The organism is Streptomyces sp. NPDC032091, assembly GCF_055580265.1.
Window position 1 is genome coordinate 149343 of the sequence record NZ_JBVILR010000009.1, and the last position, 21949, is coordinate 171291.

The following is a 21949-nucleotide window of genomic DNA, read 5'->3' on the forward strand; positions in this document are numbered from 1 at the left end:
TAACAAACCAGCAGGATACCCAAGCAGACCCGTACGGGTCAAAACGCGGTCCGCGTTGCCGATTCTGCTGGCGTCGCGGCGCACTCCGGTTCGGTCCTGGGTGGGGACCCCGCAGTTGTTACGGGCTCCAGAATAACCCGACTGCGGCGCAGTGCACGACGCCCCAGCAGACCGGCGAGCGCGCAGAGCGCCACGCAGTCCCGGAAAGCCCGCCGTTTGTGCTCGAACTCGGAGGGCCACGGGATCCCCGCCGCCTGCGGCACCAGGGCCGCCCAGAACCAGCCCGAGCGGGGCAGCGAGCCCTCCCGCACCCCCGACGCGAGCAGCAGCGGCAGCACCACCAGCAGGTAGTGGTCGAAGGACGGCCGTGAGACGAGGAACACGGCCAGCATCACCATGCAGGCGGTCTCCGCCAGCCGCAGCTCGTCCCCCTCGCCCTGCGGATCCGGCCGCCGCCACCGCCGCCACGCCGCCCACAGCCCGGCCGCCGCCCCCGCGCCCGCCACCGCCACCGCCACGGGCTGCGGCACCCCCAGCCGCGGCAGCACCGCGATCGGCGAGGCGTCCCAGGGCAGCGCGTACCCGTCCTGCCCCTGGAACAGGAACGGCAGCGTCTTGGTGAAGAACAGCGTCGGGCTCGGCATCAGCAGCGCCCCCGCCAGCGACAGCCCCACCGGCACCGCCACCGCCGCCGCCAGCCCCCGCCACCGCCGGGCCAGCACGAAGAGCAGCCCCACCGGCACCAGCATCGGCTTGCAGGCGATCGCCAGCCCCACCACCAGCCCCGCGGCCGTCCAGGACCTGCGGTGCGCGAGCAGCAGCGCCACCGGCAGGGCCGCCGCCGAGATCGCCGTCCAGTTCCCGATCAGCACCAGGTTCAGGTACGGCTTGTACGCCAGCCCCAGCAGTCCGAGCCCGCCCACCGCGAACCGCGAGCGGACCGGCACCGAGAACAGCCGCAGCGCCGCCCACCATCCGGCGCCGACCAGCCCCGACATCCCCGCCGGCAGCAGCCAGCGCAGCACGCCCGTCGGCACCAGCGCCTCCGGGACCGCCATGAGCACGGCACTGGGCAGGTACAGGAAGCGCTTGTCCTCGTACGGGGAGACGCCCTCCAGCAGCGCGTCCGCCGCCTTGACCACGAACGCGTTGTCCGATCCCCAGTTCGCCCGCAGGCTCGTCGACACCGAGACGGAAAGCAGCACCACCAGCGCCACCGCCCGCCAGGTCCGCGGCGCCGGCCCGAGCAGCCAGGCGACGAGCCGGTCCTCCGTGACCGGACGGCCACTGCGTGTCAGCCAGATGCGCATGAGCCAGATGCTAGGCCGCAGCCCCACGACGCCTCCCCCTCGACCCGCGCGGGGGAGGTCGGCCCCCTAGCGCTTCCGGTCGACCCTACGTTCGTCCCAGACGGGCTCCTGAGTCTCCCGCACCACACCGTCCGAACCGAAGACCAGATAACGGTCGAATGTGCGCGCGAACCAGCGGTCGTGGGTCACGCACAGCACCGTCCCCTCGTACGCCTCCAGACCGTCCTGGAGGGCCTCCGCCGACTCCAGGTCCAGGTTGTCGGTCGGCTCGTCCAGCAGCAGCGCCGTGGTGCCGGCCAGCTCCAGCAGCAGGATCTGGAACCGCGCCTGCTGGCCGCCCGACAGCCGCTCGAACGGCTGCTCCGCCTGCCGCTCCAGCTCGTAGCGGCGCAGCGCCCCCATCGCCTGGCCCAGCGGCTTGGCCGCCTCCGTCCACAGGATGTCGACGAGCGTGCGGCCGAACAGCTCCGGATGGGCGTGGGTCTGCGCGAAATGGCCGGGAACCACCCGCGCGCCCAGCTTCCAGTCACCCGTGTGCCTGACGTCCTCCCCCGCCAGCAGCCGCAGGAAGTGGGACTTGCCCGAGCCGTTCGAGCCGAGGACCGCGACCCGCTCCCCGTAGAAGACCTCCAGGTCGAACGGCTTCATCAGGCCGGTCAGCTCCAGGTTCTCCACCGTCAGCGCGCGCACGCCCGTCCGGCCGCCCTTGAGCCGCATCCTGATGTCCTGCTCCCGCGGCGGCTCCGGCGGCGGGCCGGCCTCCTCGAACTTCTGGAACCGGGTCTGCATCGCCCGGTAGCGCGAGGCCATGTCGGGGCTGCTCGCCGCCTGGTTGCGCAGCCGCAGCACCAGGGCCTTCAGCCGGGCGTGCTCCTCGTCCCAGCGCCGCTTGAGCTCCTCGAACCGGGCGAAGCGCTCCTTGCGGGCCTCGTGGTACGTGCCGAAGCCCGCGCCGTGCACCCAGACGTCGGAGCCCATCGGGCTCGCCTCCAGGCTGATGATCTTCTCGGCGGCCTGGGTGAGCAGCTCCCGGTCGTGGGAGACGAACAGCACCGTCTTGCGGGTGGCCCGCAGCTGCTCCTCCAGCCAGCGCTTGCCCGGCACGTCGAGGTAGTTGTCCGGCTCGTCGAGCAGCAGCACCTCGTCCGGCCCGCGCAGCAGCGCCTCCAGGACCAGCCGCTTCTGCTCACCGCCGGAGAGGGTGCGTACCTGACGGAACTGGGCCTGGTCGTACGGGATGGCCAGCGCGGCCATCGTGCAGACGTCCCAGAGCGTCTCCGCCTCGTAGCCCTGGACGTCGGCCCAGTCGCTGAGCGCCTGGGCGTAGGCCATCTGCGCGGCCTCGTCGTCGACGGTGAGGATCAGCTCCTCGGCCCGGTCCACGGCCTTCGCCGCCTCCCGGATCCGCGGCTGCGACACCGAGACCAGCAGGTCCCGTACGGTCGTCTCGTCCCGCACCGAGCCCACGAACTGGGACATCACGCCGAGGCCGCCGCTGATGGTGACCCCGCCGCCGTGCGGCTGGAGCTCACCGGAGATCAGCTTCAGCAGGGTGGTCTTGCCCGCGCCGTTCGCCCCCACCAGGGCCACCACCGACCCCTCCCCCACGCGGAAGGAGACGTCGGGGAGCAGGACCCGCCCGTCGGGAAGGTAGTACTCCAGGTGGCTGGCTTCGAGATGTCCCATGCGGGGCATTGTCGCGGTCCGGCGGGGCCGGGCCCAAACCGGTGACGGGTCAGCAGCAGCCCTTGCCCGGCAGGGTGCGCATGTTCCGCGCCTCCTTGCTGCGGGCGGCCAGCAGTTCGTCGGCCGGGTAGCCGACCTCCTCCAGGGTCAGCCCGTGCGGCTTGACCACGTGCACCGAGGAGTCCCGTACGGCCGCGGCCAGGACCCGGCCGGGCCACTCGACGGGCCGGTGCCCGTCGCCGACGTGCAGCAGCGCGCCGACCAGGGAGCGGACCATGTTGTGGCAGAAGGCGTCGGCGCGGACGGTCGCCGTGACGATCCCGTCGCCGCCCCGCACCCAGCTGAGCTCCTGGAGGGTGCGGATGGTCGTCGCGCCCTCGCGCTTCTTGCAGTACGCGGCGAAGTCGTGCTCGCCGAGCAGGGCGCGGGAGGCCTCGTTCATGGCGTCCACGTCCAGGGGCCACTGGTGCCACAGCACGTGCCCGCGGCGCAGCGGGTCCACGCCGCCCTGGTGGTCGCCGACGCGGTAGGCGTAGCGGCGCCAGATCGCGGAGAACCGCGCGTTGAACCCCTCGGGGGCCTCGGCGACCTTCCACACCCGGATGTCGTGCGGCAGCCGGCCCGCGAGGCGCCGGAGCAGCTTGTCGTGGTGCTCGGCCCACACCTCCTCGGCCAGGTCGAACTGCGCGACCTGCCCGCGGGCGTGCACGCCGGCGTCGGTGCGCCCGGCGACGGTCAGCTCGACCGGCTCCTTGAGCCGCATCACGGTCTGCAGGGCGCTCTCCAGCTCGCCCTGGACGGTCCGCAGCGTGCGCTGCTTCGCCCAGCCGGAGAAGTCCTTGCCGTCGTACGACAGGTCCAGCCGTACCCGGACGTGTCCGGGCTCCACCTCGTCACTCACGTGACCGATCCTCTCAGACGCACAGACATGCAGAACGGGCCCGCCCCGGGAAGGGGCGGGCCCGTTCAGAGCCGATCAAGCAAGCTCGATCCCGTAGCGGGATCAGGCCTCCTTGGTCTCCTCGACGGCCTCGGTCTCGGTGGCCTCGGCCTTGGCCTCCGCCTCCTTGACCGCACGCTTGGTGGCGGCCTCGGCCTCACCGGTGGCCTGCTGGGCGACCGTGAGGGCCTCGACCAGCTCGATCACGGCCATCGGGGCGTTGTCGCCACGACGGTTGCCGATCTTGGTGATGCGCGTGTAACCACCGGGGCGGTTCTCGTAGCGCGGGGCGATCTCGGTGAACAGCGTGTGCACGATGCTCTTGTCCGTGATCGTCTGCAGCACCAGGCGACGGTTGTGGATGTCGCCCTTCTTGGCCTTGGTGACCAGACGCTCGGCGTAGGGACGCAGGCGGCGGGCCTTGGCCTCGGTGGTGGTGATGCGGCCGTGCTCGAAGAGCGCCTTCGCGAGGTTCGCGAGAAGGTGCTTCTCGTGCGCGGCGGAGCCGCCCAGACGGGCACCCTTGGCGGGACGCGGCATGGTGTTACTCCTTCATATCTGCACCGGCCGTGTCAGGTACCGGTGTCAGTTCCCCCGGGGCGGACGCCCCGGGAAAGTCATTGCTTAGTACTGCTCGGTCTCGACGAAACCGGCGTCCGCGTCGTCGTCGGCGCCGAAGGCGTCGGCGGCGGCGGTCGGGTCGAATCCGGGCGGGCTGTCCTTGAGGGCCAGGCCCATGCCGGCGAGCTTCGCCTTGACCTCGTCGATCGACTTCGCACCGAAGTTGCGGATGTCGAGCAGGTCCGCCTCGGAGCGGGCGACGAGCTCACCCACGGAGTGGATGCCCTCGCGCTTGAGGCAGTTGTACGACCGAACGGTGAGCTCCAGCTCCTCGATCGGCAGCGCCAGGTCGGCGGCCAGGGCGGCGTCCGTGGGGGACGGGCCCATGTCGATGCCCTCGGCGTCGATGTTGAGCTCGCGCGCCAGACCGAACAGCTCGACCAGGGTCTTGCCGGCGGACGCCATGGCGTCGCGCGGGCGCATGGCCTGCTTGGTCTCGACGTCGACGATGAGCTTGTCGAAGTCGGTGCGCTGCTCGACTCGGGTCGCCTCGACCTTGTAGGTGACCTTCAGCACCGGCGAGTAGATGGAGTCGATCGGAATACGGCCGATCTCCTGGCCCACCTGCTTGTTCTGGACGGCGGAGACGTAGCCGCGACCGCGCTCGACGGTCAGCTCCATCTCCAGCTTGCCCTTGCCGTTGAGCGTGGCGAGGACCAGGTCCGGGTTGTGCACCTCGACACCGGCCGGGGGCGCGATGTCGGCAGCGGTGACCAGGCCGGGACCCTGCTTGCGCAGGTACATCACGACCGGCTCGTCGTGCTCCGAGGAGACGACCAGCTGCTTGATGTTGAGGATGATGTCCGTGACGTCTTCCTTGACGCCCGGCACGGTGGTGAACTCGTGCAGGACGCCGTCCACGCGGATGCTGGTGACAGCGGCACCCGGGATGGAGGACAGGAGGGTACGGCGCAGGGAGTTGCCGAGGGTGTAGCCGAAGCCCGGCTCCAGCGGCTCGATCACGAACCGCGAGCGGTACTCGTCGACGACCTCTTCGGTCAGCGAAGGACGCTGAGCGATAAGCATGTCTGTTCCTTCAAGTCGTGGACGCCCACTATTTGACGCCCGACAGGTGCGGCCGGGGGGCCGCGGACTTACAAGGGTACGGGCGACACGCCCCCTTTCAGGGGCATGTCGCCCGAAAATCCCACGTCAACCCAGGTACGTAACGTACCTAGGGTCAGACGCGCCGCCGCTTCGGCGGGCGGCAGCCGTTGTGCGGGGTGGGGGTGACGTCCTGGATCGAGCCGACCTCGAGGCCGGTGGCCTGGAGGGAGCGGATCGCGGTCTCACGGCCGGAGCCGGGACCCTTGACGAAGACGTCGACCTTGCGCATGCCGTGCTCCTGCGCGCGGCGGGCGGCCGACTCGGCGGCCATCTGCGCGGCGAAGGGGGTGGACTTGCGCGAGCCCTTGAAGCCGACGTGGCCGGCGGAGGCCCAGGAGATCACGTTGCCCGAGGGGTCCGTGATCGAGACGATCGTGTTGTTGAACGTGCTCTTGATGTGGGCGTGCCCGTGAGCGACGTTCTTCTTTTCCTTGCGGCGCACCTTCTTGGCAGCGCCCTGACGACCCTTGGGGGGCATCTCTTACTCCTACGGGAGGTGGTCGGTCCTACAGCGCAAGACCGCTGAACAGGACTACTTCTTGCCCGGCTTCTTCTTGCCGGCGATCGCGCGACGCGGGCCCTTGCGGGTACGCGCGTTCGTGCTGGTGCGCTGACCGTGCACCGGCAGGCCACGACGGTGGCGGATGCCCTGGTAGCACTGGATCTCGATCTTGCGGCGAATGTCGCCCTGGATCTCGCGGCGGAGGTCACCCTCGGTACGGAGGTTGGCGTCCACGTACTCGCGGATCTTGACGAGGTCCTCTTCGGCCAGGTCACGAACGCGGGTGTTCGGGTTCACGCCGGTGGAGGCGAGGATCTCCTTGGACCGGGTGCGCCCGATACCGAAGACGTAGGTGAGTGCGATCTCCACACGCTTTTCGCGCGGGATGTCAACACCGGAAACGCGTGCCATTCAATGGCTCCTGTGTGTTCGGGGGTCTGCAACAGAACCGCTCCCGACCGCCGACCACCCGAATGGGCGGTGGTACGTCCGGGTCCCCGGCCCCCGCCGGAGGTGCCGCCGGCCCCTCTCAGGGCTGGGCGGGTTCTGCTTATGTACGTTTTGTTACGTCGCGCGAAGAACTGCGGAAGGCAGGTCGGTCGGCGTGCGTCAGCCCTGGCGCTGCTTGTGGCGCAGGTTGTCGCAGATGACCATGACCCGGCCGTGACGGCGGATCACCTTGCACTTGTCGCAGATCTTCTTGACGCTCGGCTTGACCTTCATGTTGGTGAGGTTCTCCGGGTCAGTGCCACCACCCGCGCCGGAGCGGGGTGCGGGGGCAAGATCTACTTGTATCGGTAGACGATCCGGCCACGCGTCAGGTCGTAGGGAGACAGCTCCACAACGACCCGGTCATCGGGAAGGATGCGGATGTAGTGCATACGCATCTTGCCGCTGATGTGCGCGAGGACTTTGTGACCGTTCTGGAGTTCCACCTTGAACATGGCGTTCGGGAGGGACTCGATCACGGTGCCCTCGATCTCGATGGCACCTTGCTTCTTGGCCACGCTTCGCCTTTCGAATCGGCTACCTTGATCGGCTCACGGACATGGGAATGCACGTAAGCCGACGAGTCAGTCTACGTCAGGGCACCCAGAAAGACGAATCCGGAAAGTTTGCCCCAGAGTCTAGATCATTAACCGGCGGCTACCCGAGGGGGTCGGGAGCCGTCGTGACGCCGTACTCCGCGAGCTTCGCCTTGCCGCAGTCCGGGCTGGTCAGGACGATCGGACCGGCCTCGGTGAGGGCCACCGAGTGCTCCCAGTGCGAGGACCAGGTGCCGTCCGTGGTGATGACCGTCCAGTCGTCGGCGAGTACCTCCGTCTGGGCGGTTCCCAGGGACACCATCGGCTCGATCGCCAGGCAGAGGCCCGGGACCAGCTTGATGCCCTTGCCCCGCTTGCGCGAGACGTAGTTCAGCAGGTGCGGGTCCATGTGCATCTCGGTGCCGATGCCGTGGCCGCCGTAGTCCTCGATGATCCCGAACTTGCCGAGGCTGTGCTCACCGGTGGTCGGGCGGGGCTGGCGCTTGATGTAGCCCTCGATCGCCTTCGAGATGTCCACCAGGCGGTTGCCGGCCTTCATGGCCGCGATGCCGGCCCACATCGACTCCTCGGTGACCCGGGAGAGCTCGACCAGCTCCGGAGCGTGACCCGTGCCCACGAACGCCGTGTACGCCGCGTCGCCGTGCCAGCCGTCCACGATGGCGCCGGCGTCGATGGAGATGATGTCGCCGTCCTTGAGGACCGTCTTGTCGTCCGGGATGCCGTGGACGACGACCTCGTTCACCGACGTGCAGATGGTCGCGGGGAAACCGCCGTAGCCGAGGAAGTTCGACTTCGCCCCGGCGTCCGCGATCACCTTGCGGGCCACCATGTCCAGGTCCCGCGTCGTGGCACCCGGAACGGCCGCCTCACGGGTCGCCGCGTGGATCGCGGCGACGACCAGCCCTGCCTCGCGCATCTTCGCGATCTGCTCGGGGGTCTTGAGCTGAACCATGGACGGACCTTCCACCTTCGAAAACGGGTCGCTTCAACAGTACGGCCGCGATGTCCTGGGGACACCGCGGCCGTACCGGCACTGCTGGGGGGTGACTACTTCTTCAGGGCGTCCATCGCCCGCTTGGTGATCTCGTGCACCTCGCCGAGGGCGGAGATGGTCACCAGCAGACCCTGGGCCTTGTAGTAGTCGATGATCGGCTCGGTCTGCGTGTGGTAGACCTCAAGCCGGTTGCGGACCGTGTCCTCGGAGTCGTCGCCCCGCTGGTACAGCTCGCCGCCGCACTGGTCGCAGACGCCCTCGGTCTTCGGGGCCGCGTAGATCACGTGGAAGACGTGCGCGGAGTTCTGGCGGCAGATCCGCCGGCCGGCGATGCGCTTGACGACCTCGTCCTCCTCGACCTCCAGGTCGAGGACGGCGTCCAGCTTCATGCCGGCGCCCACGAGCATCTCGTCGAGGGCCTCGGCCTGGGCGACGTTGCGCGGGAAGCCGTCGAGCAGGAAACCGCCCGCGGCGTCCGGCTGCTCCATGCGGTCCTTGGCCATGCCGATGGTGATCTCGTCCGGGACGAGCTCGCCGGCGTCCATGAACGCCTTGGCGCGCACGCCCAGCTCCGTGCCCTGGCTGATGTTGGCGCGGAAGAGGTCGCCCGTGGAGATGTGCGGGATCGACAGGTTCTTGGCGAGGAACGCGGCCTGCGTTCCCTTGCCCGCCCCGGGGGGTCCGACGAGGACGATTCGCATCAGCGGAGGAACCCTTCGTAGTTGCGCTGCTGGAGCTGGCTCTCGATCTGCTTCACGGTTTCCAGACCCACACCCACGATGATCAGGATGCTCGTCCCGCCGAACGGGAAGTTCTGGTTCGCTCCGAAGCCGGCCAACGCCATTGTCGGCACCAGAGCGATGAGACCCAGGTACAGCGACCCCGGCCAGGTGATCCGGTTGAGTACGTAGCTCAGGTACTCAGCGGTGGGCCGGCCGGCGCGGATGCCCGGGATGAACCCACCATACTTCTTCATGTTGTCGGCAACTTCCTCGGGGTTGAACGAGATCGCCACGTAGAAGAACGCGAAGAAGACGATCAGGAGGAAGTAGGCGGCGATGTAGTACGGGTGGTCGCCCTTGACGAAGTGCTTCTGGATCCAGGTCGCCCAGCTCGCGGTCGAGCCGCTGAACTGCACGATCAGGGCCGGGATGTACAGCAGCGACGAGGCGAAGATGACCGGGATGACACCGGCCTGGTTCACCTTGAGCGGGATGTAGGTGGACGTGCCCCCGTAGGCGCGGCGACCGATCATGCGCTTCGCGTACTGGACGGGGATCCTGCGCTGGGCCTGCTCGACGAAGACCACCAGGGCCACCATCGCGAGACCGACGAGGATGACGACCGCGAACTCCACCCAGCCATCGGCGATCTTGCCCTGGAGCTTGATCGTCCAGAGGGCGGTGACGAAACCGGCGGCGATCGAGATGAACATCAGGATCGACATGCCGTTGCCGATGCCGCGGTCGGTGATGAGCTCACCGAGCCACATGACGATGCAGGTACCGGCGGTCATGGTGATCACCATCGTGATGGTGGTGAAGATCGAACGGTCCGGGACGATCTCGCGAGCGACCGGGCAGGTCCCGAACAGGGCGCCGGTACGCGCGGTGGCGACCAGGCCGGTGCCCTGGAGGATCGCGAGCGCGACCGTCAGATAGCGCGTGTACTGAGTGATCTTCGAGGTGCCGGCCTGTCCCTCTTTCTTGAGGTTCTCCAGCTTCGGGATGACCACGGTCAGCAGCTGCAGGATGATGCTGGCGGTGATGTACGGCATGATGCCGAGCGCGAAGATCGTGATCTGCAGCAGCGCGCCGCCGCTGAACATGTTGACCAGGCCGAAGAGGCTGTTGCTGCTCCCCATCTGGTCCACACAGATCTGAACGTTCTTGTAGCTCACGCCGGGTACCGGGATGTGGGACCCGAGCCGATACAGCACGATGATGCCGAGCGTGAAGAGCAGCTTCTTGCGCAGGTCGGGCGTCTTGAACGCCCGGGCGAACGCGGTGAGCACGGTGCCTCCTGCGACCCCCGCGCTACTGCGTCAGAGGTGACGGTCTGAGGATCGACGATTACGTACAAGCAAAGGTGCAGGCCACCTTACCGGCGACTGCGCCCCCCGTGGAACGACCAACCGGGGATGCCCCATATGTGAGGCATCCCCGGTCGGGTTTCTAGCTATTTGTCACAGAGTTCGTCTTAGACGAGCTCGGTCACGGTGCCGCCGGCGGCGGCAATCTTCTCCTTGGCGGAGGCGGAGACGGCGTCAACCGAAACCGTCAGCGCCACGGAGATCTCGCCCTGGCCCAGGACCTTGACGAGGCTGTTCTTGCGAACCGCGCCCTTGGCGACCAGGTCGGCCACCGTGACCTCTCCACCCTCGGGGTAGAGGGCACCGAGCTTGTCCAGGTTGACCACCTGGAACTCGGTGCGGAACGGGTTCTTGAAGCCCTTCAGCTTCGGCAGGCGCATGTGGAGGGGCATCTGCCCACCCTCGAAGCGCTGCGGAACCTGGTAGCGGGCCTTCGTACCCTTGGTACCACGACCAGCCGTCTTACCCTTCGACGCCTCACCACGACCGACACGGGTCTTCGCGGTCTTGGCACCGGGGGCCGGACGGAGGTTGTGAGCCTTCAGCGGGCTGTTCTCAGCCATGATTAGTCAACCTCCTCAACCGTCACGAGGTGGCGGACGGTGTGCACCATGCCGCGGAACTCGGGACGGTCCTCCTTGACGACCACGTCGTTCAGGCGCTTGAGCCCGAGCGAACGGAGGGTGTCGCGGTGGTTCTGCTTGCTGCCGATGTACGACTTCGTCTGCGTGATCTTGAGGCGAGCCATCACACACCCGCCCCTGCACGCGCACGAAGCAGAGCCGCGGGGGCGACGTCCTCAAGCGGCAGACCACGGCGAGCCGCGATCTCCTCGGGACGCTGCAGACCCTTGAGGGCCTCCACGGTCGCGTGCACGATGTTGATCGCGTTGTCGGAGCCGAGCGACTTCGACAGGATGTCGTGAACGCCGGCGCACTCCAGAACGGCGCGCACCGGGCCACCGGCGATCACACCGGTACCGGGGGAAGCAGGCTTCAGCAGGACAACGCCGGCCGCCTTCTCGCCCTGGATCGGGTGCGGGATGGTGCCCTGGATGCGGGGAACCTTGAAGAAGTTCTTCTTGGCTTCCTCGACGCCCTTGGCGATGGCCGCGGGAACTTCCTTGGCCTTGCCGTAACCGACACCTACGGTGCCGTCACCGTCACCCACCACGACGAGCGCAGTGAAGCTGAAGCGACGACCACCCTTGACAACCTTGGCGACGCGGTTGATCGCGACAACGCGCTCAACGTAAGCGGTCTTCTCGGCGGCAGCGCCACCGTCGCGACCCTTCCGGTCCCGCCGCTCGCCGCCACCGGCACCGCTGCCGCGGCGCTGGGGTCCAGCCATTGGATTACCTCTCTCTGTTACGTCCGTGAGTCCCGGAACCGGGGCTTAGAACTTCAGCCCGGCTTCGCGGGCGGCGTCAGCCAGAGCGGCAATGCGCCCGGCGTATCGGTTGCCACCGCGGTCAAAGACGACGGTCTCGACGCCGGCAGCCTTCGCACGCTCGGCGACGAGCGCGCCGACGGCCTGGGCCTGGGCGCTCTTGTCGCCTTCGCCACCGCGGATCGAAGCGTCCAGGGTCGACGCGGACGCCAGGGTGTGGCCCTGGAGGTCGTCGATGACCTGAGCAACGATGTTGCGGTTCGAACGCGTCACGACGAGGCGCGGACGCTCCGCCGTACCCGAGACGTTCTTGCGGATGCGGATGTGGCGGCGAGCCTTGGCAGCGCGCTTGTACGCGTCGCCCTTGGCGATCTTCACACCGTATGCCATGGCTACTTACCAGCCTTTCCGACCTTGCGGCGGATGACCTCGCCGGCGTACTTGACACCCTTGGCCTTGTACGGGTCGGGCTTCCGCAGCTTGCGGATGTTGGCGGCGACCTCGCCGACCTTCTGCTTGTCGATGCCCTCGACCGAGAACTTGGTCGGCGACTCGACCTTGAACGAGATGCCCTCGGGCGCCTCGACGAGGATCGGGTGGCTGTAGCCGAGCTGGAACTCCAGGTCGGAGCCCTTCGCGGCCACGCGGTAACCGACACCGCTGATCTCAAGGGCCTTGACGTAACCCGCGGTCACGCCGGTGATCATGTTCGCCACCAGCGTGCGGGACAGGCCGTGCAGGGCCTTGTTCTGACGCTCGTCGTTCGGACGGGTGACGTTCAGAACGCCGTCCTCACCCTTGACGATCTCGATCGGCGCCTTGACGGTGTGCGTGAGGGAACCCTTGGGGCCCTTCACAGCGACCGTCTGGCCGTCGATGGTGACGTCCACACCGGCGGGAACCTGGATGGGGAGCTTGCCGATTCGCGACATTGCTTTTCCTCCGTTCCCGACTACCAGACGTAGGCGAGGACTTCCCCACCTACGCCCTTCTTGCCTGCCTGCTGACCGGTCAGGAGACCGTGCGACGTGGAGATGATCGCCACGCCCAGGCCACCGAGGACCTTCGGCAGGTTGGTGGACTTCGCGTACACGCGCAGACCGGGCTTCGAGATCCGCTTGATGCCCGCGATGGAGCGCTCACGGTTCGGCCCGAACTTCAGCTCGAGGACGAGGTTCTTGCCGACCTCGGCGTCCTCGACCTTCCAGCCGGTGATGAAACCCTCCTGCTTGAGGATCTCCGCGATGTGCGACTTGATCTTGCTGTGCGGCATCACGACGGTGTCGTGGTACGCCGAGTTAGCGTTACGCAGACGCGTGAGCATGTCTGCGATCGGGTCAGTCATGGTCATGAAAGTGGCCTTCGGCCTCTCTCGCCGGGGTTTCCTGTATGTGCCATCCCTCTCCCCACTCGGTGGCGGGACGGGTGCGGCACGGGGACCTACGGCGTAGTAAGTCGATAGGGCGGCGGACGCCCAACCCCACAAGCCTACGGCATGCGGGCAGGGCGGTCCGCCGACCTGATGCTTACCGAGAGCGTCTGGAAAACCTCAACACCCAAAGGGTGAGAGGGATTTACCAGGAGCTCTTGGTCACGCCCGGCAGCTCGCCACGGTGAGCCATCTCACGGAGGCACACGCGGCAGAGGCCGAACTTGCGGTACACGGAGTGGGGGCGACCGCAGCGCTGGCAGCGGGTGTACGCACGCACACCGAACTTGGGCTTACGGGCAGCCTTCGCGATGAGAGCCTTCTTCGCCATCTCGCTTACGCCTCCTTGAAGGGGAAGCCGAGGTGACGGAGGAGCGCGCGGCCCTCAGCGTCGTTGGTCGCCGTGGTGACCACGGTGATGTCCATACCCCGGGTACGGTCGATCTTGTCCTGGTCGATCTCGTGGAACATGACCTGCTCGGTGAGACCGAAGGTGTAGTTGCCACGGCCGTCGAACTGCTTCGGCGACAGACCACGGAAGTCACGGATACGCGGCAGCGCGAGCGACAGCGTACGGTCCAGGAACTCCCACATGCGGTCACCACGGAGGGTGACGTGGCAGCCGATCGGCTGACCCTCACGCAGCTTGAACTGCGCGATGGACTTGCGGGCCTTCGTGACGGCCGGCTTCTGACCGGTGATCGTCGTCAGGTCGCGGATGGCACCGTCGATCAGCTTCGAGTCACGGGCGGCGTCGCCGACACCCATGTTCACGACGATCTTGACGAGGCCGGGAATCTGCATGACGTTCTCGTAGGAGAACTCTTCACGCATCTTGCCCGCGATCTCCTCGCGGTACTTGGTCTTCAGACGCGGAGTGGTAGCCATCAGATGTCCTCACCCGTGCGCTTGGCAACGCGGATCTTGTTGCCCTCGTCGTCGAAGCGGAAACCGACGCGGGTGACGACCTTCTTGCCGTCCTTCTCCACGACCAGCTGGACGTTGGACACGTGGACGGGGGCCTCGGTGATCACGATGCCGCCGGCCTGGTTCTGCCCAGCCTTGGTGTGCTTCTTGACCCGGTTGACACCCTCGACCAGGACGCGGGACTCGGTCGGGAAGGCCGCGATGACCTTGCCCTGCTTGCCCTTGTCCTTACCGGTGATGACCTGGACCAGGTCGCCCTTCTTGATCTTCATGCTTACAGCACCTCCGGCGCGAGCGAGATGATCTTCATGAACTTCTTCTCGCGCAGCTCACGGCCGACGGGGCCGAAGATACGGGTGCCACGAGGGTCGCCGTCGTTCTTCAGAATGACGGCGGCGTTCTCGTCGAAGCGGATGTACGAGCCGTCCTGGCGGCGGCGCTCCTTGACGGTGCGAACGATGACGGCCTTGACGACGTCACCCTTCTTCACGTTGCCGCCGGGGATCGCGTCCTTGACGGTGGCGACGATGACGTCACCGATGCCCGCGTAGCGGCGACCGGAGCCACCGAGAACACGGATGCAAAGGATCTCCTTGGCACCAGTGTTGTCGGCGACACGCAGTCGCGACTCCTGCTGGATCACGTCTATCTCCTGTTTGTCTGCCGGTTCCCGGCCGGGGCTCCGTGAAGGAGCCCCGGCCGAGCCTGGCGGAACGAATCCGAGGGAAGCCCCTCGGACTGATTACTTGGCCTTTTCGAGGATCTCGACGATGCGCCAGCGCTTGCTCGCCGACAGCGGACGCGTCTCCATGATGAGGACGCGGTCGCCGACGCCGGCAGCGTTCTGCTCGTCGTGAGCCTTGAGCTTGTTCGTACGGCGGATGACCTTGCCGTACAGCGCGTGCTTGACGCGGTCCTCGACGGCGACGACGACGGTCTTGTCCATCTTGTCGCTGACGACCAGGCCCTCACGGGTCTTGCGGAAGCCGCGCTCGGTCTTCTCAGTCACGTTGTTCTCGCTCATCAGGCGTTCTCCACCGTCTCGATACCGAGCTCACGCTCGTGCATCAGGGTGTAGATGCGAGCGATGTCCTTACGGACGGACTTGAGCCGGCCGTTGTTCTCCAGCTGACCGGTGGCCGCCTGGAAACGGAGCTTGAACAGCTCTTCCTTGGCCTCGCGAAGCTTGGCAACGAGCTCCTCGTTGCCGAGCTCGCGGAGCTCGGACGCCTTGGTTCCCGTCGCCATCACGACTCACCTGCCTCGCGCTTGACGATGCGGCACTTCATCGGCAGCTTGTGGGCCGCACGAGTGAGAGCCTCACGCGCAATCTTTTCGTTCGGGTAGGACAGCTCGAACATGACCCGGCCCGGGTGCACGTTCGCGATCCACCACTCGGGGGAACCCTTACCGGAACCCATGCGGGTCTCGGCGGGCTTCTTCGTCAGCGGGCGGTCCGGGTAGATGTTGATCCAGACCTTGCCGCCACGCTTGATGTGGCGGGTCATCGCGATACGAGCCGCCTCGATCTGGCGGTTCGTCACGTAGGCGGGGGTGAGCGCCTGGATGCCGTACTCGCCGAACGAGACCTCAGTACCGCCCTTGGCCATACCGCTGCGCTTCGGGTGGTGCTGCTTGCGGTGCTTGACCCTACGAGGGATCAGCATGTCGGTCAGGCCTCCGTTCCGGTGCTCTCGGCCGGAGCGGCGGCGGGGGCGTCGGCCTTGGGGGCCTCGGCACCAGCAGCCTGCTGCGGCTTGCGGCCACCACGGCCGCCGCGCTCGCCACCACGGCCACCACGGCCGGCGGGACGGTCGCCAGCGCCGGCACCACGGGCCGGGCGGTTACCCGCACGGGCCGCAGCGTTCTCGGCGCGAACCTCGGCGATGTTCTTGACGTCGCCCTTGTAGATCCAGACCTTCACGCCGATACGGCCGAAGGTGGTCTTGGCCTCGAAGAAGCCGTAGTCCACGTTCGCGCGCAGCGTGTGCAGCGGCACACGACCCTCGCGGTAGAACTCGGAGCGGGACATCTCGGCGCCGCCGAGACGGCCACCGCACTGGATCTTGATGCCCTTGGCGCCGGCCTTCATGGTGCCCTGCATGCTCTTGCGCATGGCACGACGGAAGGAGACGCGGGAGGAGAGCTGCTCGGCGACGGCCTGAGCAACCAGCTGAGCGTCGAGCTCGGGGTTCTTGACCTCGAGGATGTTCAGCTGGACCTGCTTGCCCGTGAGCTTTTCGAGGTCACCGCGGATGCGGTCGGCCTCGGCGCCACGGCGGCCGATGACGATGCCGGGACGGGCGGTGTGGATGTCCACACGCACGCGGTCACGGGTGCGCTCGATCTCAACCTTCGAGATGCCGGCGCGCTCCATGCCGGACGTCATCATCCGACGGATGGCGACGTCTTCCTTGACGTAGTCCTTGTACAGCTTGTCGGCGTACCAACGCGACTTGAAGTCCGTGGTGATGCCGAGTCGGAACCCGTGCGGGTTTACCTTCTGGCCCATTACCGGGAACCTTCCTTGCTGCTGACGACCACGGTGATGTGGCTGGTCCGCTTGCGGATCCGGTAGGCACGGCCCTGGGCACGCGGACGGAACCGCTTCAGGGTCGGGCCCTCGTCCACGTACGCCTCGCTGATGACCAGCGTGGAGGCGTCCGGGTGGTTGTAGTTGTGTGCGGCGTTGGCAATGGCGCTGTCCAGCACCTTGCCGACCGGCACGCTCGCGGCCTGCGGGGCGAAACGCAGGACCGCCTGAGCCTCCGTGGCATCCATGCCACGGATGAGGTCCACCACGCGGCGGGCCTTCATGGGCGTGACGCGGATGTACCGCGCCTGGGCCCTGGCTTCCATGGTTGTCCCTTCGGTGTTAGTCATAGTCGTAACCACCCCGCGATTAGCGGCGCTTCGACTTCCGGTCGTCCTTGACGTGGCCGCGGAAGGTGCGAGTCGGCGAGAACTCGCCGAGCTTGTGGCCGACCATCGACTCGGTGACGAACACCGGGACGTGGGTCTTGCCGTTGTGCACCGCGATGGTGTGACCCAGCATGCTGGGGATGATCATCGAGCGACGGGACCAGGTCTTGATGACGTTCTTGGTGCCGGCTTCGTTCTGGGCGTCCACCTTCTTTACGAGGTGGTCGTCGACGAAGGGCCCCTTCTTGAGACTGCGCGGCATCTAAACCCGCTCCTAGCGCTTCTTGTTCGTCTTGCGGCGGCGGACGATGTACTTGCTCGAAGCCTTCTTCGGCGAGCGAGTACGACCCTCCTTCTGACCCCACGGGGAGACCGGGTGGCGACCACCGCTGGTCTTGCCCTCACCACCACCGTGCGGGTGGTCAACCGGGTTCATCGCGACACCGCGGACGGTCGGGCGAACGCCCTTCCAGCGCATGCGGCCGGCCTTGCCCCAGTTGATGTTCGACTGCTCGGCGTTGCCGACCTCGCCGACCGTGGCGCGGCAGCGGGCGTCGACGAGACGGATCTCGCCGGACGGCATGCGGAGGTGGGCCATCACGCCCTCCTTCGCCAGCAGCTGCACGGAGGCACCGGCCGAACGCGCGAACTTGGCGCCGCCACCGGGGCGGAGCTCGATCGCGTGGATCGTGGTACCGACCGGGATGTTGCGGAGCGCGAGGTTGTTGCCCGGCTTGATGTCGGCCGTGGGGCCGTTCTCGATCCGGTCACCCTGCTGCAGACCGCGCGGCGCGATGATGTAGCGCTTCTCGCCGTCGGCGTAGTGCAGCAGCGCGATGCGCGCGGTGCGGTTGGGGTCGTACTCGATGTGCGCGACCTTGGCCGGCACGCCGTCCTTGTCGTGACGACGGAAGTCGATCACTCGGTAGGCGCGCTTGTGTCCGCCACCCTGGTGGCGAACGGTGATCCGACCGGTGTTGTTACGGCCGCCCTTGCTGTGCAGGGGGCGAACCAGCGACTTCTCCGGCGTGGACCGCGTGATCTCGACAAAGTCGGCGACGCTGGAGCCACGACGGCCCGGGGTCGTCGGCTTGTACTTGCGGATACCCATTTCTCAGTCCTCGTCCGATTCCGGACGACTAGACCTCCGTTAGGAGGCCTGGCCGCCGAAGATGTCGATACGGTTGCCCTCGGCAAGGGTCACGATGGCGCGCTTGGTGTTGGCACGCTTGCCGAAACCGGTCTTGGTGCGCTTGCGCTTACCCTGACGGTTGATCGTGTTGACCCCGGTGACCTTGACCGAGAAGACCGCCTCGACGGCCTGCTTGATCTGGGTCTTGTTGGCGCCGGGCGCGACGATGAACGTGTACTTGTTCTCGTCCAGCAGCGCGTAGCTCTTCTCCGAGACGACCGGCTTGATCAGCAGGTCGCGCGGGTCGGTGAAGGTCTTGCTGGTAACGGTCGCCTCAGACATCAGGCCTCGTTCCCTTCGGTCTCATCGGCCTTGGGGCCAGACACGAAGGACTCAAGCGCGGCCTGGGTGAAGACCACGTCGTCAGAGACGATCACGTCGTACGTGTTCAGCTGGCCCGGCTCCAGGATGTGAACCTGGGGCAGGTTGCGGGCGGACAGCCACGCCAGCTCGTCGGAGCGCTCGGCGACCAGGAGCAGGTTCTTGCGCTCCGAGATCTTGCCGAACAGCGTCTTCGCGGCCTTGGTGGAGGCGGCACCCTCGACCACGCCGGTGACGACGTGGATGCGGGAGTGACGCGCACGGTCCGAGAGGGCACCGCGGAGGGCGGCGGCCTTCATCTTCTTCGGGGTGCGCTGCGAGTAGTCACGCGGCTGCGGGCCGTGGACGACGCCACCGCCGGCGAACTGCGGAGCGCGGGTCGAACCCTGACGGGCGCGGCCGGTGCCCTTCTGGCGGTACGGCTTCTTGCCACCACCACGGACTTCGCCACGGGTCTTGGTCTTGTGCGTGCCCTGACGGGCAGCGGCCAGCTGGGCGACGACGACCTGGTGGATCAGCGGAACGCTGGTCTTCGCGTCGAAGATCTCCGCGGGGAGCTCGACGGTACCGGCCTTGTCGCCTGCCGGCGAAAGGATGTCAATGGTGCTCATTACCTCAAGCCCCCTTGGCCGCGGTACGGACCAGGACGAGGCCGCCGTTCGGACCGGGGACCGCGCCCTTGATGAGGAGCAGACCCTTCTCCGCGTCAACCGCGTGGATGGTCAGGTTCTGGGTGGTGACGCGCTCGTTACCCATGCGACCGGCCATGCGCATGCCCTTGAAGACACGCCCAGGGGTGGCGCAGCCACCGATCGAACCGGGGGAGCGGTGCTTGCGCTGCACACCGTGACCGGCGCCGAGGCCCCGGAAGTTGTGGCGCTTCATGACACCGGCGAAGCCCTTGCCCTTGCTGTTGCCCGTGACGTCAACCTTGACGCCGGACTCGAACACGGCAGCCGTGATCTCCTGGCCGAGCGTGTACTCGCTGGCGTCGGAGGTACGGAGCTCCACCAGGTGGCGGCGCGGGGTCACGTCGGCCTTGGCGAAGTGGCCCTTGAGGGGCTTGTTCACCTTGCGCGGGTCGATCTCGCCGAAGGCGATCTGGACCGACTCGTAGCCGTCGTTGTCGTTGGTGCGGACCTGGGTAACGACACAGGGCCCGGCCTTGACTACGGTCACCGGGACGACACGGTTGTTCTCGTCCCAGACCTGGGTCATGCCGAGCTTCTCGCCCAGGACGCCCTTGATCTGCTTAGCCATCTTCTCGACGCCTCTCAGAGCTTGATCTCGATGTCAACGCCGGCCGGAAGGTCCAGGCGCATCAGCGAGTCAACGGTCTTGGGCGTCGGGTCGAGGATGTCGATCAGGCGCTTGTGCGTGCGCATCTCGAAGTGCTCGCGCGAGTCCTTGTACTTGTGCGGCGACTTGATGACGCAGTACACGTTCTTCTCAGTGGGCAGCGGCACCGGGCCCGCGACCGACGCACCAGTGCGGGTCACCGTCTCGACGATCTTCTTCGCCGAGGAGTCGATGACCTCGTGGTCGTAGGCCTTGAGCCGGATGCGGATCTTCTGTCCCGCCATGGCTACTCCGTAGTCCTGTCTCGTGTGGAAACGCTCTGGCTCCCGGTCGGCTGCGGAACGGGGTTCCGCGGCCCCTCCTCCGACCCACGCGGTCGGGCGTGTCGCACTCCCTCCGAGAAAATCCCCATACGGGAACTCCCTCATCAAAGGGGGTGCGGCCCTGGGCCGCGCATCGGGGGAGAAACACCCACCGGGTGCCTGGTGCGGACCGTGCTGACACTTCCCAGAAGATTCCCGTACGTCCGCCCTCATTGCTGCCCCGAGAGGCAGATTAAGGACGACGAGTACTGTGGGACTCGCTTCCGGTCCTCCCGGCGGGAGGCGCGCAGCATCGGCACACAGCCGAGCAACTTGAGTAGTCTGCCATACGAGACACGTACCTGGCCAATCGGGCCGAAGAGAATACCCCTCGGAGCGATCACGTCAAACCGCGGACCCCTCGGCGCGCCGGAGTTCTCCCAGGCCAGACGGCCCTCCCCGGCGCATCGCCGGCCCTCTCCCGCCGCCTCGGCCTCCCGGAGCCTCCCGGACCCCGTCACGGCCTCCCCCAGGCGTCTCCCCGACACGCAGAAGGGCCCCTCCCCCGCCGCCGGAGCGGTGGGGAAGGGGCCCTTCTGTCACACATGGTGCCCGCTGGTGCGAGCTACCAGGTCAGAACACGAATTACTTCGTGATCTTGGTGACCTGGCCGGCGCCGACCGTACGACCACCCTCACGGATGGCGAACTTCAGGCCCTCCTCCATGGCGACCGGCTGGATCAGCTGGACGGACATGTCGGTGTTGTCGCCCGGCATGACCATCTCGGTGCCCTCGGGGAGGGTCACGACGCCGGTCACGTCCGTGGTACGGAAGTAGAACTGCGGGCGGTAGTTGTTGAAGAACGGGGTGTGACGGCCACCCTCGTCCTTCGACAGGATGTACGCGGCGGCCTCGAACTCGGTGTGCGGCGTGACCGAACCGGGCTTGATGATGACCTGGCCGCGCTCGACGTCCTCGCGCTTGATGCCACGGAGGAGCAGACCGACGTTCTCGCCGGCCTGGCCCTCGTCGAGCAGCTTGCGGAACATCTCGATGCCGGTGACCGTGGTGGTGGTCTTCTCCTGCTTGATGCCGATGATGTCAACGGTCTCGTTGACCTTCAGGACACCACGCTCGATGCGGCCGGTGACGACGGTGCCACGACCGGTGATCGTGAAGACGTCCTCGACGGGCATCAGGAACGGCTTGTCGGTGTCACGCGGCGGGGTCGGGATGGCCTCGTCCACGGCGTCCATCAGGCCGAGGAGCTTGTCACCCCACTCCTTGTCGCCCTCAAGCGCCTTCAGCGCGGAGACCTGGACGACCGGAAGGTCGTCGCCCGGGAAGTCGTACTCGGAGAGCAGCTCACGGACCTCGAGCTCGACGAGCTCCAGGATCTCCTCGTCGTCCACCATGTCGGCCTTGTTCAGGGCGACGACGATGTACGGAACGCCGACCTGGCGGGCCAGGAGCACGTGCTCCTTGGTCTGCGGCATCGGGCCGTCGGTGGCGGCGACCACGAGGATGGCGCCGTCCATCTGCGCGGCACCGGTGATCATGTTCTTGATGTAGTCCGCGTGACCCGGGCAGTCGACGTGGGCGTAGTGACGCGCCTCGGTCTGGTACTCGACGTGCGCGATGGAGATGGTGATACCGCGCTGGCGCTCCTCAGGAGCCTTGTCGATCTGGTCGAACGCCGACGCCGCGTTCAGGTCCGGGTACTTGTCGTGCAGCACCTTGGTAATGGCGGCCGTGAGGGTCGTCTTACCGTGGTCAATGTGACCGATGGTGCCGATGTTGACGTGCGGCTTAGTCCGCTCGAACTTCGCCTTCGCCACGGGGGTCCTCCTGAGAGTGGTTCTGTACGCC

The 21949-nt window shown here is 67.1% G+C and carries 34 protein-coding genes; all 34 read right to left on the reverse strand.

What is annotated here, in order from left to right:
• Positions 1 to 38: 38 nt before the first annotated feature.
• The 34 genes from ACZ5NJ_RS17090 to tuf all read right to left on the reverse strand — a co-directional run bounded on the left by ACZ5NJ_RS17090 (position 39) and on the right by tuf (position 21918).
• A complete protein-coding gene (locus ACZ5NJ_RS17090) occupies positions 39 to 1310 on the reverse strand; it encodes a glycosyltransferase family 87 protein (protein ID WP_468765709.1) in 1272 nt (423 codons plus the stop codon).
• Positions 1311 to 1376: 66 nt separating this feature from the next.
• The gene (locus ACZ5NJ_RS17095) at positions 1377 to 2996 is read right to left on the reverse strand and encodes an ABC-F family ATP-binding cassette domain-containing protein (RefSeq protein ID WP_468765710.1); all 1620 of its coding nucleotides are present in this window, start codon (positions 2994 to 2996) and stop codon (positions 1377 to 1379) included.
• Between the two features lie 49 nt (positions 2997 to 3045).
• Positions 3046 to 3897: a tRNA pseudouridine(38-40) synthase TruA gene (gene truA / locus ACZ5NJ_RS17100; protein ID WP_468765711.1), complete on the reverse strand. Its 852-nt coding sequence runs from the start codon at positions 3895 to 3897 to the stop codon at positions 3046 to 3048.
• Between the two features lie 102 nt (positions 3898 to 3999).
• The gene (gene rplQ / locus ACZ5NJ_RS17105) at positions 4000 to 4476 is read right to left on the reverse strand and encodes a 50S ribosomal protein L17 (RefSeq protein WP_007265921.1); all 477 of its coding nucleotides are present in this window, start codon (positions 4474 to 4476) and stop codon (positions 4000 to 4002) included.
• Between the two features lie 84 nt (positions 4477 to 4560).
• Complete coding sequence (locus tag ACZ5NJ_RS17110; RefSeq protein ID WP_215023456.1) at positions 4561 to 5583, reverse strand: DNA-directed RNA polymerase subunit alpha; 1023 nt, start codon at positions 5581 to 5583, stop codon at positions 4561 to 4563.
• A 154-nt stretch (positions 5584 to 5737) separates the two neighbouring features.
• The gene (gene rpsK, locus ACZ5NJ_RS17115) at positions 5738 to 6142 is read right to left on the reverse strand and encodes a 30S ribosomal protein S11 (protein WP_003956432.1); all 405 of its coding nucleotides are present in this window, start codon (positions 6140 to 6142) and stop codon (positions 5738 to 5740) included.
• Between the two features lie 54 nt (positions 6143 to 6196).
• Entirely contained in the window at positions 6197 to 6577 is a 381-nt protein-coding gene (gene rpsM / locus ACZ5NJ_RS17120; RefSeq protein WP_007265919.1) for a 30S ribosomal protein S13, read from the reverse strand.
• Positions 6578 to 6775: 198 nt separating this feature from the next.
• On the reverse strand, positions 6776 to 6889 hold the full coding sequence (gene rpmJ, locus ACZ5NJ_RS17125; RefSeq protein ID WP_003956441.1) for a 50S ribosomal protein L36: 114 nt from the start codon (positions 6887 to 6889) through the stop codon (positions 6776 to 6778).
• Positions 6890 to 6951: 62 nt separating this feature from the next.
• Positions 6952 to 7173: a translation initiation factor IF-1 gene (gene infA / locus ACZ5NJ_RS17130; protein WP_003956442.1), complete on the reverse strand. Its 222-nt coding sequence runs from the start codon at positions 7171 to 7173 to the stop codon at positions 6952 to 6954.
• Positions 7174 to 7312: 139 nt separating this feature from the next.
• Positions 7313 to 8164 (reverse strand): type I methionyl aminopeptidase, encoded by an 852-nt coding sequence (map, locus tag ACZ5NJ_RS17135; RefSeq protein ID WP_468765712.1) that lies wholly within the window; start codon positions 8162 to 8164, stop codon positions 7313 to 7315.
• A 95-nt stretch (positions 8165 to 8259) separates the two neighbouring features.
• A complete protein-coding gene (locus ACZ5NJ_RS17140; protein ID WP_468765714.1) occupies positions 8260 to 8907 on the reverse strand; it encodes an adenylate kinase in 648 nt (215 codons plus the stop codon).
• A complete protein-coding gene (secY, locus tag ACZ5NJ_RS17145; protein WP_468765716.1) occupies positions 8907 to 10220 on the reverse strand; it encodes a preprotein translocase subunit SecY in 1314 nt (437 codons plus the stop codon). The genes ACZ5NJ_RS17140 and secY overlap by 1 nt, the downstream gene beginning before the upstream one ends.
• A 185-nt stretch (positions 10221 to 10405) precedes the next feature.
• On the reverse strand, positions 10406 to 10861 hold the full coding sequence (gene rplO / locus ACZ5NJ_RS17150; protein WP_344163495.1) for a 50S ribosomal protein L15: 456 nt from the start codon (positions 10859 to 10861) through the stop codon (positions 10406 to 10408).
• 2 nt (positions 10862 to 10863) lie between these two features.
• Entirely contained in the window at positions 10864 to 11046 is a 183-nt protein-coding gene (rpmD, locus tag ACZ5NJ_RS17155) for a 50S ribosomal protein L30 (protein ID WP_005313525.1), read from the reverse strand.
• Positions 11046 to 11648: a 30S ribosomal protein S5 gene (rpsE, locus tag ACZ5NJ_RS17160; RefSeq protein WP_007265914.1), complete on the reverse strand. Its 603-nt coding sequence runs from the start codon at positions 11646 to 11648 to the stop codon at positions 11046 to 11048. Before rpsE ends, rpmD begins: the two co-directional genes overlap by 1 nt.
• A 45-nt stretch (positions 11649 to 11693) precedes the next feature.
• The gene (gene rplR, locus ACZ5NJ_RS17165) at positions 11694 to 12077 is read right to left on the reverse strand and encodes a 50S ribosomal protein L18 (protein ID WP_030026334.1); all 384 of its coding nucleotides are present in this window, start codon (positions 12075 to 12077) and stop codon (positions 11694 to 11696) included.
• A gap of 2 nt (positions 12078 to 12079) precedes the next feature.
• Positions 12080 to 12619, reverse strand: a complete 540-nt coding sequence (gene rplF / locus ACZ5NJ_RS17170; protein WP_390687615.1) for a 50S ribosomal protein L6 — start codon at positions 12617 to 12619, stop codon at positions 12080 to 12082.
• 20 nt (positions 12620 to 12639) lie between these two features.
• Positions 12640 to 13038: a 30S ribosomal protein S8 gene (gene rpsH, locus ACZ5NJ_RS17175; protein WP_007265911.1), complete on the reverse strand. Its 399-nt coding sequence runs from the start codon at positions 13036 to 13038 to the stop codon at positions 12640 to 12642.
• A gap of 223 nt (positions 13039 to 13261) precedes the next feature.
• Positions 13262 to 13447: a type Z 30S ribosomal protein S14 gene (locus tag ACZ5NJ_RS17180; protein ID WP_003956452.1), complete on the reverse strand. Its 186-nt coding sequence runs from the start codon at positions 13445 to 13447 to the stop codon at positions 13262 to 13264.
• Positions 13448 to 13452: 5 nt separating this feature from the next.
• Positions 13453 to 14004 carry a 50S ribosomal protein L5 gene (gene rplE / locus ACZ5NJ_RS17185; RefSeq protein ID WP_358893649.1) on the reverse strand — a complete coding sequence of 184 codons (552 nt, stop codon included), beginning with the start codon at positions 14002 to 14004 and terminating at the stop codon, positions 13453 to 13455.
• The gene (gene rplX, locus ACZ5NJ_RS17190) at positions 14004 to 14315 is read right to left on the reverse strand and encodes a 50S ribosomal protein L24 (RefSeq protein WP_007265909.1); all 312 of its coding nucleotides are present in this window, start codon (positions 14313 to 14315) and stop codon (positions 14004 to 14006) included. Before rplX ends, rplE begins: the two co-directional genes overlap by 1 nt.
• A gap of 2 nt (positions 14316 to 14317) precedes the next feature.
• A complete protein-coding gene (gene rplN / locus ACZ5NJ_RS17195) occupies positions 14318 to 14686 on the reverse strand; it encodes a 50S ribosomal protein L14 (protein ID WP_003956455.1) in 369 nt (122 codons plus the stop codon).
• Between the two features lie 99 nt (positions 14687 to 14785).
• Positions 14786 to 15067 (reverse strand): 30S ribosomal protein S17, encoded by a 282-nt coding sequence (gene rpsQ / locus ACZ5NJ_RS17200; protein WP_030008467.1) that lies wholly within the window; start codon positions 15065 to 15067, stop codon positions 14786 to 14788.
• Positions 15067 to 15291 (reverse strand): 50S ribosomal protein L29, encoded by a 225-nt coding sequence (gene rpmC, locus ACZ5NJ_RS17205; protein ID WP_007265907.1) that lies wholly within the window; start codon positions 15289 to 15291, stop codon positions 15067 to 15069. Before rpmC ends, rpsQ begins: the two co-directional genes overlap by 1 nt.
• A complete protein-coding gene (rplP, locus tag ACZ5NJ_RS17210; RefSeq protein ID WP_007265906.1) occupies positions 15291 to 15710 on the reverse strand; it encodes a 50S ribosomal protein L16 in 420 nt (139 codons plus the stop codon). Before rplP ends, rpmC begins: the two co-directional genes overlap by 1 nt.
• 5 nt (positions 15711 to 15715) lie before the next feature.
• Positions 15716 to 16555 carry a 30S ribosomal protein S3 gene (rpsC, locus tag ACZ5NJ_RS17215; protein WP_007265905.1) on the reverse strand — a complete coding sequence of 280 codons (840 nt, stop codon included), beginning with the start codon at positions 16553 to 16555 and terminating at the stop codon, positions 15716 to 15718.
• A complete protein-coding gene (gene rplV / locus ACZ5NJ_RS17220; protein WP_007265904.1) occupies positions 16555 to 16902 on the reverse strand; it encodes a 50S ribosomal protein L22 in 348 nt (115 codons plus the stop codon). Before rplV ends, rpsC begins: the two co-directional genes overlap by 1 nt.
• A 43-nt stretch (positions 16903 to 16945) precedes the next feature.
• Entirely contained in the window at positions 16946 to 17227 is a 282-nt protein-coding gene (rpsS, locus tag ACZ5NJ_RS17225) for a 30S ribosomal protein S19 (protein WP_007265903.1), read from the reverse strand.
• 12 nt (positions 17228 to 17239) lie between these two features.
• Positions 17240 to 18076, reverse strand: a complete 837-nt coding sequence (gene rplB, locus ACZ5NJ_RS17230) for a 50S ribosomal protein L2 (protein ID WP_125822122.1) — start codon at positions 18074 to 18076, stop codon at positions 17240 to 17242.
• A 39-nt stretch (positions 18077 to 18115) separates the two neighbouring features.
• Positions 18116 to 18439, reverse strand: coding sequence for a 50S ribosomal protein L23 (gene rplW, locus ACZ5NJ_RS17235; RefSeq protein ID WP_007265901.1), 324 nt, complete (start codon positions 18437 to 18439; stop codon positions 18116 to 18118).
• Positions 18439 to 19089 carry a 50S ribosomal protein L4 gene (gene rplD, locus ACZ5NJ_RS17240; protein WP_007265900.1) on the reverse strand — a complete coding sequence of 217 codons (651 nt, stop codon included), beginning with the start codon at positions 19087 to 19089 and terminating at the stop codon, positions 18439 to 18441. Before rplD ends, rplW begins: the two co-directional genes overlap by 1 nt.
• A 4-nt stretch (positions 19090 to 19093) precedes the next feature.
• Positions 19094 to 19738 (reverse strand): 50S ribosomal protein L3, encoded by a 645-nt coding sequence (gene rplC / locus ACZ5NJ_RS17245; RefSeq protein WP_468765721.1) that lies wholly within the window; start codon positions 19736 to 19738, stop codon positions 19094 to 19096.
• A 14-nt stretch (positions 19739 to 19752) separates the two neighbouring features.
• Complete coding sequence (rpsJ, locus tag ACZ5NJ_RS17250; protein WP_003948644.1) at positions 19753 to 20061, reverse strand: 30S ribosomal protein S10; 309 nt, start codon at positions 20059 to 20061, stop codon at positions 19753 to 19755.
• 663 nt (positions 20062 to 20724) lie between these two features.
• On the reverse strand, positions 20725 to 21918 hold the full coding sequence (gene tuf / locus ACZ5NJ_RS17255; RefSeq protein ID WP_042812325.1) for an elongation factor Tu: 1194 nt from the start codon (positions 21916 to 21918) through the stop codon (positions 20725 to 20727).
• Positions 21919 to 21949 lie beyond the last annotated feature (31 nt).